Origin of the sequence: Microcoleus sp. N9_A2 (assembly GCF_036701775.1) — a bacterium.
GTDB lineage: Bacteria > Cyanobacteriota > Cyanobacteriia > Cyanobacteriales > Microcoleaceae > Microcoleus.
The window spans coordinates 135832-151474 of sequence record NZ_JAUBRH010000003.1 but is presented as its reverse complement, the minus strand read 5'-3'; the positions used below and the strand labels follow the sequence as shown (position 1 = coordinate 151474).

9 protein-coding genes are annotated in these 15643 nt (G+C 49.7%); 4 read left to right on the top strand and 5 right to left on the bottom strand.

All coding sequences use genetic code 11. The annotated features are described in order from the left end of the window. Nucleotides 1-748 precede the first annotated feature (748 nt). A complete protein-coding gene (locus QUA44_RS02995) occupies nt 749-7642 on the top strand; it encodes a DUF4347 domain-containing protein (protein ID WP_333248153.1) in 6894 nt (2297 codons plus the stop codon). A 47-nt stretch (nt 7643-7689) separates the two neighbouring features. Here the strand turns inward: QUA44_RS02995 and QUA44_RS02990 are convergent, their stop codons facing one another. After that, a complete protein-coding gene (locus tag QUA44_RS02990) occupies nt 7690-8247 on the bottom strand; it encodes an NUDIX hydrolase (RefSeq protein ID WP_333248151.1) in 558 nt (185 codons plus the stop codon). A 90-nt stretch (nt 8248-8337) separates the two neighbouring features. On the opposite strand from QUA44_RS02990, the gene QUA44_RS02985 reads away from it, so the two are divergent. After that, nucleotides 8338-9660 carry an AMIN domain-containing protein gene (locus tag QUA44_RS02985; protein WP_333248149.1) on the top strand — a complete coding sequence of 441 codons (1323 nt, stop codon included), beginning with the start codon at nt 8338-8340 and terminating at the stop codon, nt 9658-9660. Nucleotides 9661-9877: 217 nt separating this feature from the next. On the opposite strand, the gene QUA44_RS02980 is transcribed toward QUA44_RS02985, so the two are convergent. Further along, the gene (locus QUA44_RS02980) at nt 9878-10474 is read right to left on the bottom strand and encodes a DUF3172 domain-containing protein (RefSeq protein ID WP_190736215.1); all 597 of its coding nucleotides are present in this window, start codon (nt 10472-10474) and stop codon (nt 9878-9880) included. Between the two features lie 287 nt (nt 10475-10761). Here QUA44_RS02980 and clpS point away from each other — a divergent pair, with 287 nt between their 5' ends. Next, complete coding sequence (gene clpS, locus QUA44_RS02975; protein WP_015178019.1) at nt 10762-11043, top strand: ATP-dependent Clp protease adapter ClpS; 282 nt, start codon at nt 10762-10764, stop codon at nt 11041-11043. Nucleotides 11044-11270: 227 nt separating this feature from the next. On the opposite strand, the gene QUA44_RS02970 is transcribed toward clpS, so the two are convergent. Together QUA44_RS02970 and QUA44_RS02965 are read right to left on the bottom strand one after the other, a co-directional pair. Further along, the gene (locus QUA44_RS02970) at nt 11271-11606 is read right to left on the bottom strand and encodes an RNA-binding protein (RefSeq protein ID WP_333248148.1); all 336 of its coding nucleotides are present in this window, start codon (nt 11604-11606) and stop codon (nt 11271-11273) included. A gap of 282 nt (nt 11607-11888) precedes the next feature. Next, nucleotides 11889-13169, bottom strand: coding sequence for a hypothetical protein (locus QUA44_RS02965; protein ID WP_333248146.1), 1281 nt, complete (start codon nt 13167-13169; stop codon nt 11889-11891). Nucleotides 13170-13578: 409 nt separating this feature from the next. On the opposite strand from QUA44_RS02965, the gene QUA44_RS02960 reads away from it, so the two are divergent. Beyond that, nucleotides 13579-14961 (top strand): UDP-N-acetylmuramoyl-tripeptide--D-alanyl-D-alanine ligase, encoded by a 1383-nt coding sequence (locus QUA44_RS02960; protein ID WP_333248144.1) that lies wholly within the window; start codon nt 13579-13581, stop codon nt 14959-14961. A 123-nt stretch (nt 14962-15084) separates the two neighbouring features. Here QUA44_RS02960 and QUA44_RS02955 read toward each other — a convergent pair whose 3' ends face one another. Beyond that, nucleotides 15085-15519, bottom strand: coding sequence for a hypothetical protein (locus QUA44_RS02955; RefSeq protein ID WP_333100235.1), 435 nt, complete (start codon nt 15517-15519; stop codon nt 15085-15087). Nucleotides 15520-15643 lie beyond the last annotated feature (124 nt).

Sequence of the window (15643 nt, the reverse complement as noted above, 5' to 3'; positions counted from 1 at the left end):
ATTTTTAAGACGCTTCGTCGATACAGGGTATGCCGATTTCAATTGAATCTCATATGTTGCACCATTCTCAAGAATAGGCTTTCCGCCCTGTTCCACAACAAGTGAAATTTCTTATGGGCGGGGCAGGAGAACCCCCCCATAGAAGGGTTATTGAGAATGGTACAAGATCTCAGTTGAATAACACTTCGGGCACGGCCGCCATAATTATGTCACGGCTATAACTCCCTAATTAATGTCTGGTTGCTATTGTGAACAGGGCTGGCACACCAAAACAAAAGAAACCGAGTTTTTTACTGGCAGCGAGGGCTGCAAACAAGTCTTTTCGTCCCTCAAACCAGGTTTATACGTCTAGAAATAGTGAATTTTCTCTGCAAATAAAGTGCATTAGACGATCTACAGAAAACCTCATCAAGTAAATTTTTGATAACTGCTGTTATTATCTACTGCACGATGTAAGAGATTTGCGTGTAACAGATACACTCGCTAACACAAAAGAAAGTCGAAGGCAAAATATCACCAGATAGATTATTGGGATTTAAACTCCAAATCCTCAGTGTTTCTGTCGGCGCTATTTGCCATGCTATCAAATATCAAGGTAGTACAGCTTTGTGCTGAGTAAAATTCACTTGTTGTTCTTTCTCGAAGTCAAGCAGCAGATCCTTTTAGTCTATAATTCAACCTTTTCAATACGTGATAATTATCATCTTGAACTAGGTACATCATCTACAATCCGTGAGCCAATTTGACCATGCAAAGCATCTGGAACAAACCAATTTTTATCACCCCACAAATATGTGACTCCACCGCAAGGATTGCGGGCGCAAACTCCCGAACAACAGCAACTTATCATCAGAAAAAACCAATAAAACAAGTAAAAACAGAGGAGTATTTCCTGTCCCAGAAACTCCGTGGCGGCACCAGAATTGGGCATCCCCACAGAGAATTTTTGCGAGCAACCGAGTCTGTGGGCGCCCCGACTCTAAAAAATGTACTGTTCCTCGATGCCAGAGTAGAGAACTGCGACAGCTTGACAAGAGGAGCAACAGCCGATACAGAGGTATTTGTATTGGACTCGACGCGGGATGGAGTCGAGCAAATTACTAGAATTTTGGCTAATTGCAGCGATTTAGACAGCCTTCAGATAGTTTCTCACGGTCGAGAAGCGGGGGTGCAAATTGGATCGATCGAACTCTGCAACGACAACTTAGAAACCTACAGCCATTTGTTACAGCAGTGGGGAAAAGCCCTCAGCGAGAGAGGAGATATCTTGTTATTCGGGTGTAGCGTCGCAGCGGGGGAAAGCGGCGAGGCCTTCGTGCGGCGGCTGAGCTTTATTGTCGGTGCAGATATTGCAGCTTCCGACAACTTGACGGGGAGTGCGGCACTCGGTGGCGATTGGGAATTAAAATTTGCGACCGGGGAAATAAAGGCGAGTATCGCCATTGAAAAAGAAGTGCTCGAAGCCTACCCTTACGCGCTCGGCACATTGGTTAACGAGACTTTCAAAAACTCCACAGTTAGGGGGCCTTGGATTTACGGGGGAAACAACGGGGCACTGTTCGATCCCAGCAGCGGGGTGACAGCAGCCAATCAACTTATCCCCGGCATTACCGGAGGCACAGTATCCGGCGTACTTCCGGCTTTGGGCGGTTCGAGTCCCGGCAATGGCGCTCTGCTATTAACTCCAGCAGTAAACCTTCGGGAAGCCTTCGTCATCTACAACAATCCCATTCCTTCAACCGACGGTCTCAGAGTCCAGTTTGATTTTTATTCTTACGGTTCAAGCCAGCAATTTCAGCCTCCGCAACCCTTTATTAGCCCTCAGCCAGGGGACGGGCTGGGTTTCTTCTTGATTGACGGCACTGTTAGCCCAACCAGGACTGGGGGTTATGGCGGTTCTCTGGCTTATTCTCCACGAACGGGTATACCCGGTATTGAGGGAGGTTATTTAGGCATTGGGCTTGACGAGTTTGGCAATTTTTCAACATCCACAGAAGGGCGCTCTGGCCCGGAGCCACCTCCGATTCCCGGCTCCTCTATTGGTTCTTTCAGACCTGATTCAGTAACTGTTAGAGGAAATCAAGCAGAGGGTTATGAGTTTTTAACAAATGCGATCGTTCCCTTCGGCATCGATAACATTCCTACGAGCATTGACTTTAGTGGCCCTGTTGCCGGCAGCAGTTTTAATTTCAGCAATACGTTCACGAGCGATCGCAATTTAGCCAAAAGATCCGTTCAAATTACGCTGAATCCATCTAACGATGAGGTGGAGCCCAATCGCCTCACCGTTGCCTTCGATGAAAATTTCGACGACATCTACGAAACTACATTGATCGACATCCGCAACTTGGCCACCGAAAACGGCCCAGTACCGCCAATTTTCAAATTTGGTTTTGGCAGCTCCACAGGAAGCGCCAACAACATTCACCAAATTCAAAATTTGGTAGTTGAAACTATCAATCCTCCCAGTATCGCCGCTGAGGTTGCCACTATCAAGACCGGCCCGCAGTTCGTCAAGTCAGAAGGCAGCATTACCTACACGATTACTACAGTAAACAAGGGGCCAGCGCCTGCTACAAATGTTCTGATTCAAGACGAAATACCTTTAGAACTGCTGCTTCCGGGCGGATTGCCGCCGGTTCTCAGTGCCTCCAACAACGGCACTTACGTGAACCAAACCAAGGCTGTCACCTGGCCGTTAATTCCCGTTCTCAATGCCGGCGAGACTGTGACTTACACCCTGACAATTGATTTGCCGCCCGGTTTAACCAGCGGTAGCAGTTTTGCCAACGTTGCATTCAGCACTAGCTCGACTTTCGACCCCGACCTCAGCAACAACAGCGGTGTACTCGCGCCAGGGCAAATCGAGGGGCCTGGTGTAGTGTCTACCACAGTTGTCGATACAGTCGCGGATTTAGTTACTACCAAAAGTGGCCCTGTGACTGCTTCGGCGGGGTCTAGCGTCGCCTACACGCTGACCACGACTAACTCTGGGCCAGACCCCGCTGCCAACGTGACCATCACTGACAGCATTGTTCCGGGTTTAACAGAAGTCAGCGTATCGGACGGCGGCACTTACGACCGAGTTTCGGGCATTGTCACCTTCCCAGCACTGACGGCGCTGGCAAATGCGGCTACTGAGACCCGCACTATACAGTTCACCGCCCCAGCCACCCTTACTGCCATCAGCAACACAGCGCGGAGCACCTCGGCGACTTTCGATCCGATCGCCACTAACAACAACGGCTCGACAAGCAACAAAGACGGCACTCCCACTAACTCTACGGTTACGACAAGTATTGCGCCCAACGCGGATCTTGTTACCACCAAAACCGGCTCTACGAGTGCTACTGCCGATAGCTCGGTCAGCTATACGATCGCCACAGTCAACTTAGGCCCGAGTCCTGCAGAAGCTGTAACCATCACTGACAGCATAGTTCCCGGGTTAACCGGAGTCACGGCATCTAACGGCGGCGTTTACGATCCAGCGACGGGCATTGTCACCTTCGCACCAGTGGCAATAGCCAACGCGGAGACAGTCACCCGGACGATCGACTTCACAGTACCGCCCACCCTAACTTCCATCAGCAACACTGCCAGAAGTACCTCCATCACTCCCGACTCCACTCCGGCCAACAACAACGGTACAAACCCCAACGCCACCGTCACCACCTTGATCGATGCTGTGGCCGATGTTGTCACCCAAAAAACGGCTCCGGCCAGCATCAACGCGGGCGACACGCTACTTTATACAATTACTACTACCAACAACGGGCCGAGTCCTGCGACCAACGTAGTCATCACCGACAGCCTGATTCCCGGCTTAACGGGAGTCAGCGTGTTTGATGGCGGAACCTATAATTCAGCCACAGGGACGATCGATTTTCCAGCGATCGCGACTTTAGCCAGCGGCAGCAGTGTCACCCACCGCCTGATTTTGGTACCGCCGCCTACCCTGACGAGCATCACCAACATTGTATTAAGTCGATCGTCCACTTTTGACCCGGACTTAACCAACAACGACGGCTCGACAGTCGCAGTGCCCGGTCAGGCGGGGGGGCGAGTCATTACCTCGATCGATGCTGTAGCCGACCTGGTTACGTCCAAAAGCGGTCTCACATCTGCTCCTGCTGGTAGTTCCGTAACTTATACTATAACTACCGCCAACAATGGGCCGAATGCTGCTGAAAACGTAGTGATTACAGACAGCATCATTCCCGGTTTAACGGGAGTCAGCGCATCCGATAACGGCACTTACGACCCCGTGACAGGGGTTGTCACCTTCCCAACAATTCCCAGTTTGACTAGCGGCAGCAACATCAACCGCGAGGTAACATTAGTCGTTCCAGCGACGGGCGCCATTAGCAATACTTCCCAGAGCCGATCGACCACTTTTGACCCCGAACCCAGCAATAACAACGGTTCCGAGTCCAGAGCCACTGTCACCACCGCCATTTTACTCGCGCAGCCAACACCCAACAAACTTCCATCAGCCGACAGCAGCAACGCTGCGCTAGCGCCCAACAGCGTTGTCCAAATTAGCGGGCTCGGAGGCAGAGACTCTGACGGCACAGTGGTTACATTCACCATCAGCACCCTGCCGCCGACAAATCAAGGCGTCTTGTTTTTGGGCGACCCCGCAACGGGGGGAGTGGCCGTCACGGCAGGTCAAGCCCTGACAGCCGAGCAAATGACGCAGTTATTCTTCCAGTCGGCCGGCAATTTCACAGGAGCTAATTTTACCTACAGCAGCAAGGACAATCTCGGTGGCAGCAGTCCTGCCGCCACAGTTTCTCTGCTGTCGCTAGCGTTCAACTACCCGCCGGTACCCACAAACTTCAGCAAGACCCTGGCGCCAAACAGCACCGTCAACCTCACAGGGCTGACGGCCAAAGACCCCGACGACTCGATCGAATTCTTCACTATCAACACCCTGCCAGCGGCAAATCAAGGAGTCCTGTTCTTGGGCGACCCCAGCCAGGGAATCCGGGTCACGGCAGGCCAAAGACTGAGCACAACTCAAATCAGCCAGTTATTCTTCCAAGCAACCAGCGGATTCGCAGCCACCAACTTTACCTACAGCGCCACAGACCGCCGCGGCGCCCTTAGTCCAGCCCCGGCTACAGCCTCCCTGCTAGCACTCTTACCTCCCACCGACCAGCCACCCGTCGCGAACAACTCCAGCGTCGCTTTGTTGCTGGAAACAACCGTGAACATCCCCGGACTCGGAGGAACCGACCCAGACGGGACGGTGGTTTCCTTTACCGTAAACACATTGCCACCAGCCACTGAAGGCACGCTGTTCTTGGGCGACCCTAGCCAGGGAGTGCGGGTCACAGCAGGTCAAACCCTTACAGCCGAGCAAATTACCCAGTTGTTCTTCCAGGCCTCCGGCAATTTCACAGGGGCAAACTTCACCTACAGCGCTACAGACAACCTCGGCGCCACCAGTGCGGCAGTCGCCACTGTCTCTCTCATTCCCCTTAAGGAATCGATACCGACGCCAACACCCGCGCCGATACCGATACCGACACCGACACCCGCGCTGACGCCGACGCCCGCCCCGATACCGAAACCTGTCCCAGAACCGGAACCAACACCCGAACCAACACCAACACCAACACCCGAACCAACACCAACACCAACACCCGAACCAACACCAACACCAACACCCGAACCAACACCAACACCCGAACCAACACCAACACCCGAACCAACACCAACACCACCAACACCAACACCCGAACCAACACCAACACCCGAAACAACACCAACACCACCAACACCAACACCCGAACCAACACCAACACCCGAAACAACACCAGAACCAACACCAGCGCCAGAACCAACCCCCATATTCAACCAAGTACCCGAACCCGATACCAGTTGCGGTTGCGACCCCCTGCAAGGGCCCCCTCTGATCACATTTACCCCCCCCCAGCCTTCGGCAATACTCAACTTCGACTCCAGGGCCGCACAACTCATCGACATCCAAAACACCAGCATCGGCACTGAGGGAAACGATTCCTTAACAGGAAACGAAACCAACCAACTGTTTCTCTCCAAGGGCGGCGACGACACAGTTTTAGGTGAAGCAGGTAGCGATATCATCTTCGGCGAACAACAGCGAGACTTCATCGCCGCCGGTAGAGGCAACGACATCGTTTACGGCGGCAAAGAAACCGACGCCGTATTTGGTGGCAAAGCGGGCGATCGCATTTTTGGTGATCGCAACTCCGACACATTGTACGGCGATCGCGGTGCCGACACCATAGTCGGCGACAACGGCAACAACATCGACTTAACCGACAACGACAGCGACCTGATTTTCGGCGGGTCTTCAGGCGACGCCATTGCCGGCACTCAAGGCAATGACACGATTTACTCCGGCAAAGGCCCTGACAGCGCCTATGGTGGCATCGACAATGACCTGATTTGGGGTGACAAAGGCCCCGACACCCTTGACGGCGACAACGGAGACGACTCTTTATTCGGGGGCGTCCTTAACTCCCTAGACAGTGACCCCGACGGCTTCGATTTGCTGACAGGAGGCGATGGCAACGACTTACTTAACGGCCAAGAACAAGACGACACTTTACTCGGTGGCAATGGCCGGGATTTAGTGTTTGGAGGCAAAGGGGGCGATCAGCTTTTCGGCGAAACTGACTCGGATACTCTCTACGGCAATCAAGGTTCCGACACTATAATCGGCGACTACGGCACTCAACCAGGCAGCACAATTGCCACCGATGAAGGTGATTTAATTTTCGGCAACGACATCGGCGATATCATCGGTGGCGGCAGCGGTAACGACAGCATTTTTGCCGGCAAAGGTAATGACTTAGTTTATGGTGGCAAAGATCATGACCGGATTTGGGGTGAACTCGGTTCCGACACGATTGTCGGGGATGAGGGGGACGATTCGCTTTACGGTAGTTTGCAAAACGAGTTAGTGTTGGATGCCAACGGCCGCGACTTGCTGTTTGGGGGAGATGGAAATGATTTTCTCAATGGGGGTGAGAGTTCCGATTCTGTCAATGGGGGTTTTGGTAACGATACCCTTCGTGGTGGCAAGGATGATGATGTGGTACAGGGAGATGCGGGCGATGATTTGATGTACGGCGATGATGGTAGCGATATTTTGTGTGGCGATGAAGGTAATGATACTATTTTTGGCGATCACAGGCAAAATCTGCTAGGCGCTGTGGGTGAGGACGGTCAGCAAGACTGTATTAATGGTGGTAGTGGCGATGACCTGGTATACGCCAATGAGGGTCAAGATACTCTCAATGGTGATCAGGGTAATGACACTATTTACGGTGGGAAAGATCACGATATTCTCAATGGGGGTGCAGGAGATGACTGGCTGTTTGGTGATGGGGGAGATGATACTTTGATTGGGGGTATTGGGAATGATCGCTTTGTGTTAAGCGCTAATAGCGGTATGGATACTGTGCTCAATTTTTCCGTAGGAAGTGATAAGTTTGTTCTGGCTGGTGGCTTGAGTTTTGAGGCTTTGCAAATTAATCCGATGGTGAATGGCACGCTGCTACAAGTTGCGGAGACTGGGGAGGTTTTGGCTCAGGTTTTTGGGGCTGATAATTCTCTGACTTCTCTCGATTTTCTCACTCTGGCTCCTTAAGACAAGCATCACAAAAAACAGCGTGTAGGGTTCATTCACACAGCACCTTACCGCTGTTTATTCAAAAAATCTAATCCTAAAAAAATAGCTGCGATGCTTCCTGCTACACAAATTTCTCGGTTTTTTATTTTCAACAAGACTTCAGCAATAGGAACTAAAACTACTTCAATATCTTCTGTAATATCTAATTGTACTTTGCTGATAAGCTTGACATTTTTAGCAAAGTATAGGTAGATAGAATTGGTGTCTTTGACGGGGTTATCATATAAGGTTGCTAGTTCCAACAATTCTTCAGCAACATATCCCGTTTCTTCGGCAAGTTCTCTGGCGGCTGCCGATTTCCCGCTCTCTTCAGCAGGGTTGAAAGATCCAGCAGGCAGTTCCAGCAAAATTTCTCCTACTCCGTGCCTGTATTGGCGCACTAATACAAGTTCTTGCTGCTCTGTCGTCGCAAATACGAGGACGATATTGGGTCGGACATTAACAAAAAAGTCGTCTATAATTTGTCCGCTTGGCAATTCTATTTCATCTTGTCTAACCTGACACCACTTGTTGTTAAGAACGAAGCGCGATCGCAATAATTTCCATTTAGTTAAATTTTTCATATCGCAATAATGTTAAACTTTCAGCGTCATCCGAAGGCAAAATTTTCCCATCCATAATTTATTTCAGATCAAAAATTTCAGCCAGCCACCATGCCATACAAAAAATTACTCCCAAGATTTTGGGAAGACTTACAAAAATTGACTGTTAATTCTCTACCAGCGGGATTGTTTGCGGAGTCACTGAGTCTGAGTCTAGCAGTCGTCGCAGTTGCGACAGTGCCGGCAACACTGGAACCAGCAAATGCTTCTACAGTCACAAGTTGGAAATTCGATCCGGCGACAAATCAGCTAGAAATTACTCTTCCAGAGGGAACAACCCCCACATATTCTCTACTCAACCCGTCTCAGATTGCTGTGGATTTACCCAATACTGAGATCGGAGTAGATGCAACTCAGCTATATCCGCAAGGCAGAGTGCGTTCTGTGGGGGTGAGTCAACTTCAACCGGGAACGGCGAGAATTCTGGTCAATTTGGCTCCTGGAGTCGGTTTCAGCCCAGGGCAAGTTCTATTCCAAAAAAGTGGGGTAGAAAATCGCTGGGTGTTGCGTCCTTCGATGGCACCGACTCCAATTATGGAAACTTCCGAAACTCAACCCCAGCCTGCCATACAAGTACCGCAAAACCAGCCACCGACTGATTCCAACTCAACTGGTGTCCCAAAGGTCGATCGGCCTGAACCTCCTACTTCCCCGAATCCCGCTACAAGTTTTTCGCCGCGGTCAACTTCAAATGACCAAATCCGGCCTCTAAGAGTGCCTTTAGTCAATGTTCGCCTTAACGAACGCCGTCGTGTACAAGCTGCTGCTGTACCCCGCCTAGCCCCTCAAATAACGGCTGCTGCTGCACCCCAACAGCGGACGCTTACTTTTGGTGAACCACTTCCTCGCGGCCGCTCAAATGCTCCTTTGCAGGCTGCAGCTGGGGCGAATGTCTTGTTGCCGGCGGGCACGGAGCTCAGTTTGCTATACCCCGGCGATCGGGCTTTGCGGCTGCAAGCGAAGCCCAGCCGAGAGGAAGTGTTGCTGCTGCAAGGGGAAATTCTCGACAGTCGCGGTAATACGATCGTACCTGCTAATACGCCTGTCATCGGTCGGTTTGAAACGACCAACCTCGGTAGTCGATTTGTGGTCGAAGCTATTAGTCTGAACGGCCGCAATATCCCTCTCTTGGCTCGCTCCCAAGCCGTGGGAGGCCGACGGCCTCAGCCTTCCGATCGCAGTTTGTTGCGAAATACTGGTATTGGTGGCTTAGCTTTGTTCTTGCTGAGCGGCTTTTCTGGTCTCGGTTTGTTGGCGGGAGCAGCCGGTGGTGTTGCTACAACTTACGTCGCGGCTCCTCAACCTGCTACGATTCAACCCGGCCAAATTTTGCAAGTTCAGTTAACCGAAGATTTCCCGCAGTTCGGTTTGTGAATTAAATAATTTGCCTAAGCCTGTGGGATGGGCGTCTCGCCCGTCTATAAGGGACGGGCGAGACGCCCATCCCACAAGAAAATCGCATTGCAGGTTATTTAATTCTCATTCCTTAGAGCAATTTTCCATTCTATGAAATAAAGTAAGGACTTAGGCTTTGCCAAAGTCCTACCCCATATCTGTAATTGACTCAACTGAAAACCGCTATATCGGGGATTTAGAAATTTTGACCTTCCGTGGTTGGAGCTATCGAACCCGGTTGGTTGAGGAACAGGTTTTTAGCGCCGTCGTTTTGGTAGATACAGTTAATTTCGGGTTGAGCTTCCAGGGGGCCGGTGAACCCAAAAGTGTTCATGCGATTTTTGCAATCGCGCACTTGGTCTTGGCTGATGAGTTTTCTTTGTTCCAGAATTGCCCAGTTATTGGTTCGCAAAACGCATCCGGGGCGCATACTTGGCTGCGAGATGTAGACGTTGAAGGGGTTGAGGGTGACGTAGAGGCGCATATCTGTCACCATCGCGCTTGCTCCAAACTGCACGCAAAGTTCTGGGTTCGGGGCGCTGCGATCGATAAATTCACGCGAGGCTACGTTCTCAGGGCTAATTGTAGCTGTGGAGCTAAAGGCAATGCCAATCCCAATTCCCAGAATAAAGACGGCTGTTAAAATCCCTAGGGTGGCGGAATTGAGGAAAGAGGGTTTACCGGACTGAGGTTGACGCCGCGACTGTCCGCCAAATGAGCCGGAGTCTTCATCTCCCCGGGATGGGTCGCCGCTGAATCTGTCGTCGTTGTAGGATTTAGGTTTGCGTTTCATATAAGGTTCCCTCAGTTCTGGAGACTCAACAGGTAGTAGTTTGTTATTTTTAACCGATCTCGCCTTTCTAATATTATGGCGCTAGGAAGGTGGTTGCGGAGGACCCAGGACACCCCCTGTGGGTTTGGTGTTGGGTTCACAGCGAGCGATCAACCAAGGGGCTGCCTTGTCTGAATTTTCAGATTTCAATAAAATAGCTGAAAGTGACATACTCTTGCACAGCGGAGGAATCCGGCTCAAGATTGTTGACAAATTTTAACATTTTACAAGTCAGGAGGTATAGATTAGTGTCTGTCGAAATTATTCAAAAGCCTTCCACAGTCCGCAAGCTTGCACCGCGCTACCGCGTCCTGCTGCACAATGATGATTTCAATCCTATGGAGTACGTGGTGCAGACTTTGATGGCGACGGTACCAAGTCTGACTCAGCCACAGGCGGTAAATGTGATGATGGAAGCCCATACTAACGGGATGGGATTGGTGATTGTTTGCGCTCTCGAACACGCTGAGTTTTACGCTGAAACACTCAATAATCACGGATTGAGCAGCAGCATAGAACCTGACGATTAGAACCTGACGGTACTGCAACGGATTCGCCCAGCCGGTTTCAGACTCATACCGTCAACTCTCATACCAAAAAGCCAAGGGTTAGGCCCTTGGCTTTTTGGTATATTTAATCGGGTAGATATGGAAATTTGAAGAGCATAGGTTGTTCGGAACGGCCGGAAGTGGTTCGGAGCTAGGTGAGCTCTCGCGCCAATTTCAACTCTCCAATCTCAAATCTTTATCCTAGGAAATTAATAACGTCCTCCTCCGCCGCCTCCTCCGCTGCGACCAAATTTGCCTGGGCCGCCACCGCCCCGGTTACCGCCGCCCCGGCCGCCTTCATCTTCACGGGGCTTAGCTTTGTTAACTTTGAGGTCGCGACCCATCCACTCTGCTCCGTCGAGAGCAGCAATCGCTGCATCTTCTTCTGCATCTGTGGACATTTCTACAAAACCAAAGCCGCGGGGGCGACTGGTTTCTCTGTCGGTAGGTAGATGTACTCGCTTAACGGTTCCGTATTCGGCGAAGACGGTGGTGATGTCTTCTTGGGTAACTTGGTAGGATAAGTTACCGACGTATATCGACATGAGGAATAACTCCAAAATTTAGACAGTGCAAAGATTTCAGTTTCGGAGAGTTCCCTGCCGATACAGAAGGGCAAGTTTTTAGACAATTCTGTAGCAATGAACAAAGCCTGCAACCGAATCTGATACACATGGGATTTTAACACAGAATAGTGTCTTTTGAATAGGTTTCAGCAGTTAACTAAGTCTTCTAATTAAACCTAAAACTTTTAGGGTATTCAGAAACCAGGTTTCTCGGTGTGATGTTTTGCCTGCAGTGGAAGCACAGAAAGTTGTGGCGCCCTCTCACCGCAAGAAAGATACGTCTACCTTGCCAAAGTTGGTACTCAAAGCTAGGTTTACGTTTTCCAGGGCTTTGACTAACCACACCACGCCTTCTCGGGTACTGAGTTCGTAGTGACCGAACAAAATTGCCAGCCGCTTTTCTAGGTAGGGCTTGACTTTGCCGCAAATTAGTACGATTTTCAGCAGCAAACCTGTGGTTTGGGTGGGCCCGAGGTTTGAGATTAGGTCGATGAAGACAAAGTGGTTGGGCCGCACAGGACTCTCTACTACTAAAAAATTCAATAACTGGCTGCAAGTTCTGATCATTAAAAATTCATTGAATTTCTGATCATCGCTGTGGGACAGGGTATTTTGTAGTTGCTTATACAATTTTTCGTTAAAGAGACGTTTGCCGTAGCGCTCATCGGTGACAGAAGAAATCAGGTATTCGTACAAGTCGTCTTTAAAAGAGCGGTAGGACTGATGTGTGCTGGCGTTCGCCGTGAAGCGGCCCGCTAGCTGTCTGTAGGTATCGGCTCCCTCTACTTTTCCGACAAATTGCTTGAGGGCAAAAAACAGTTCGGGGTCGCTCAACAGCGTTGGGTTTTTTATAGGTTGTATAAATCTTCCAAAGGAAATTGAGGTTTCTCGACGCGCTGTTTGGGCTTTTCTCACTTGGTGAGCGACGTATTGTGAGAGATTGATCTCAAATTGCTGCTGCTTTTGAGCTTGGATTTTTTTAATGATTTTTTGCTGTTCGTAGGTGCTATCGTCGCTGAGGAGGCAGTGTTTGTAGAGGTAAGGGTAGCGAGGAATTAAGGTTCCGAGGGCAAGGGTAGCAGGGGCTTTGCTGTTGCTGCTATCTTCATTGCTGTGAGTTATGACTTTGGCTAAGCGTTTGAGGGTGAGGTACTGTTCGCTTTCGGTAAAGTGATTTACTAATTGGGGAATGGAGCCTCGCCCCCCCAATCGATTGTATCCAAATAATATTTTGGGCGCTTCTTCAAACAGAGCGATCAATTCAGGGATGGCTGCTTGCTTGCTGGGGTAAGTTTGCCAGCGGTTGATCAGGATGTGGCAGCAGCGGTTGAGGATGTATTTGAATTCTTGTTCAGCGTGTTCTGATCGTGCTATTTTTTCGAGTGCGTCGGCGACGGAGCGATCGGGATATCCGGTACCCTGGACAAACAAAGTGCGAAAGCGGCTGATGAGTTCGGCCGGCTGCTCTCGTTGTACCAACTCTAGCCAATGCTTGTAAAGTAGCTGTTCTTCTTCGTGGCTTTGTCTGTTGTAGTCGTTCACTGTGGATTAACCCTCCGAGGCTGGGGCAGGAGCTTTCAGCGCTATTATCTTGATGAATTGGCCAATGAATCGCAACAATTGAGTCAACCGAGCTTCTCGTCGGATGAGGCTTATGGGTAGAAGCTGTCAGCAGCTTAAGCCGATCGATATTTTTTGCTTAGTTAAACTATTTACCAACACCAGCATGGCATGAATTGTTGGTAATTAGCAAGGCCTTAAATCACCATCTACTTTGTAAAGTATTGGTAAAGATTGTGGGTGGGTACGGGATAATTTCTTAGTGAGGGGACGATTTAGTATTACGATGATCAAGGTCAATCCTGATCCGCAGCCGGCTGTCAGTTGAATTTGAGGTTGGGCGAGGTAGAATTAGCTGTGAAAATAATTATTTGAAATGTGAGTGCTGGTTATGGTTTGTCGCGTAAGTATCGCCCAACTTGCTGAAATTTTAACTGTACCTTGGCCTGCTCTGTCTGAGGGCGTTTTGACAACTTTAGGGACAGGTATTGCCACAGATACGCGCACTCTTGAGGGGGGTGAAGTATTTTTGGCGCTGCGGGGAGACAATTTTGACGGCCATCAATTTGTGGCAAAAGCTCTGGATTTGGGGGCGATAGCAGCGATTGTCGATCGAGATTGGCAAGAGGAATTGCCTAATTTTCCGGTGTTGCGCGTGGACGATACTTTAAAAGCTTATCAGTCGATCGCCCGTTGGTGGCGTGACCAATTCAGTATACCTATAGTTGCTGTTACTGGTTCTGTAGGTAAAACTACTGTTAAAGAGTTAATTGCGGCGGTTTTGTCAACGAAGGGAAATGTTCTTAAAACTCAATATAACTACAACAATGAAATTGGCGTACCAAAAACTCTGTTGGAGCTTTCGCCGACCCACAATTATGCTGTAATTGAAATGGGAATGCGCGGGAGTGGCGAAATTGCGCTGCTGTCGCAAATTGCGCGTCCTACTGTGGCGGTAATTACTAATGTAGGAACGGCGCATATCGGGCGATTGGGTTCGGAAGAGGCGATCGCCCAAGCTAAGTGCGAGTTGTTAGCCGAAATGCCTAAAGATAGCATTGCTATTCTCAATCACGATGGTGACAGATTAATCGCAACTGCGGCCAAAGTTTGGCAGGGAAAAACTTTAACTTATGGTTTAGAAGGCGGGGATTTGTGCGGAGAATTGCTCAATCATGATACAATACTTATAGAAGGTATAGAATTGCCGCTGCCGCTGCCGGGACGACACAATGCTCTAAATTATTTAGCAGCTTTGGCGGTAGGAAAAGTGTTAGGTATTGATTGGGAAGTTTTAAAGCAAGGTTTGTCTGTGCAGTTACCGGATGGACGGGCGCGCCGCTACGATTTGCCGCAGGATATTGTGATTTTGGATGAGACTTACAATGCTGGTTTGGAGTCGATGTTGGCAGCCCTGAGACTGTTAGCAGATACTCCAGGAAAGCGCCGGATTGCGGTGTTGGGAACGATGAAGGAATTGGGCGATAGGGCGATCGAATTTCACCGACAAGTGGGAAGGGCGGCGCGAGATTTGCAGCTTGATGCTTTGTTTATTTTTGCTGATTTTGAGGAAGCAGCGGCGATGGCGGCGGGTGCGGCTGGTTTGCCTTTTGTGCAGGTAGGAGATATTACAGCCAAGGATGGGCGGGAAGATTTAGCAAAGCGGTTGTTGGGATTTGTCGAAAAGGGCGATCGGATTTTATTTAAAGCTTCTCATTCAGTTGAGTTGAATCGAGTTGTGGAGAAGTTTAGGGCAGATTTTGCGGGGGAGTAATAGAAAAGAAATTTTGGGGATTTGAAATTATGCGAGCGCTTCTAGTCGATCGCCGCCTCAAACTCACGTTTCGATCGTTGATGCGTAGGGTAAGATGCCCATCTGCACCTAAGTTCCGAGGGCTCAATATTTTGATAGCCCTCTGGCCTCGATTTCGATATCGGGATCGATCTCAATTATTGAAATTTTGGCATTTTCAACTACTGTATTTCCCATCATTGTATTGTGCATTGCCTCAAACTTAGATTCATCTTTAGCAATTCGTTCGTAGTGCAAAATTACGTGATAACGCTTTTCAATCGGCACTCCCGAATCCGAAATTTCCACCGCATCCCAATCTATATTTTGAGAGTCTTCGGCTTGCTGGCGGTAGCGAGATGCTAAATTTTCCAGGGCGATCGCGATCGCGTGTTCTTTCGTTTGTCCGTAAAAATTCATGGTATCATCAGGGCGATCGCTCAGAGATGACGATATCTGACAAAGATACTGCCCGTTTGATTGAGCGCAAACGTCGATCGCAATTGTACCAGCAGTGCGATCGGGATTTATTTGAGTCATAAGCTGTTCGGCATTTAAAAGACGATAGTAGGCTGCGTCAGTCCATAAGCGTTTCCCTTGTCCCGTAACTATTCTAACTGACGCACCCTACAAGGCTGAAACTCACCACAGCACAAGTTTTAGG

What these genes read in the sequence shown, in the direction of transcription:
- QUA44_RS02980 (WP_190736215.1), bottom strand. Translation starts at nt 10,474, where the DNA reads ATGAAACGCAAACCTAAATCCTACAACGACGACAGATTCAGCGGCGAC.
- QUA44_RS02955 (WP_333100235.1), bottom strand. Translation starts at nt 15,519, where the DNA reads ATGACTCAAATAAATCCCGATCGCACTGCTGGTACAATTGCGATCGAC.
- QUA44_RS02995 (WP_333248153.1), top strand. Translation starts at nt 749, where the DNA reads ATGCAAAGCATCTGGAACAAACCAATTTTTATCACCCCACAAATATGT.
- QUA44_RS02990 (WP_333248151.1), bottom strand. Translation starts at nt 8,247, where the DNA reads ATGAAAAATTTAACTAAATGGAAATTATTGCGATCGCGCTTCGTTCTT.
- QUA44_RS02960 (WP_333248144.1), top strand. Translation starts at nt 13,579, where the DNA reads ATGGTTTGTCGCGTAAGTATCGCCCAACTTGCTGAAATTTTAACTGTA.
- QUA44_RS02985 (WP_333248149.1), top strand. Translation starts at nt 8,338, where the DNA reads ATGCCATACAAAAAATTACTCCCAAGATTTTGGGAAGACTTACAAAAA.
- QUA44_RS02970 (WP_333248148.1), bottom strand. Translation starts at nt 11,606, where the DNA reads ATGTCGATATACGTCGGTAACTTATCCTACCAAGTTACCCAAGAAGAC.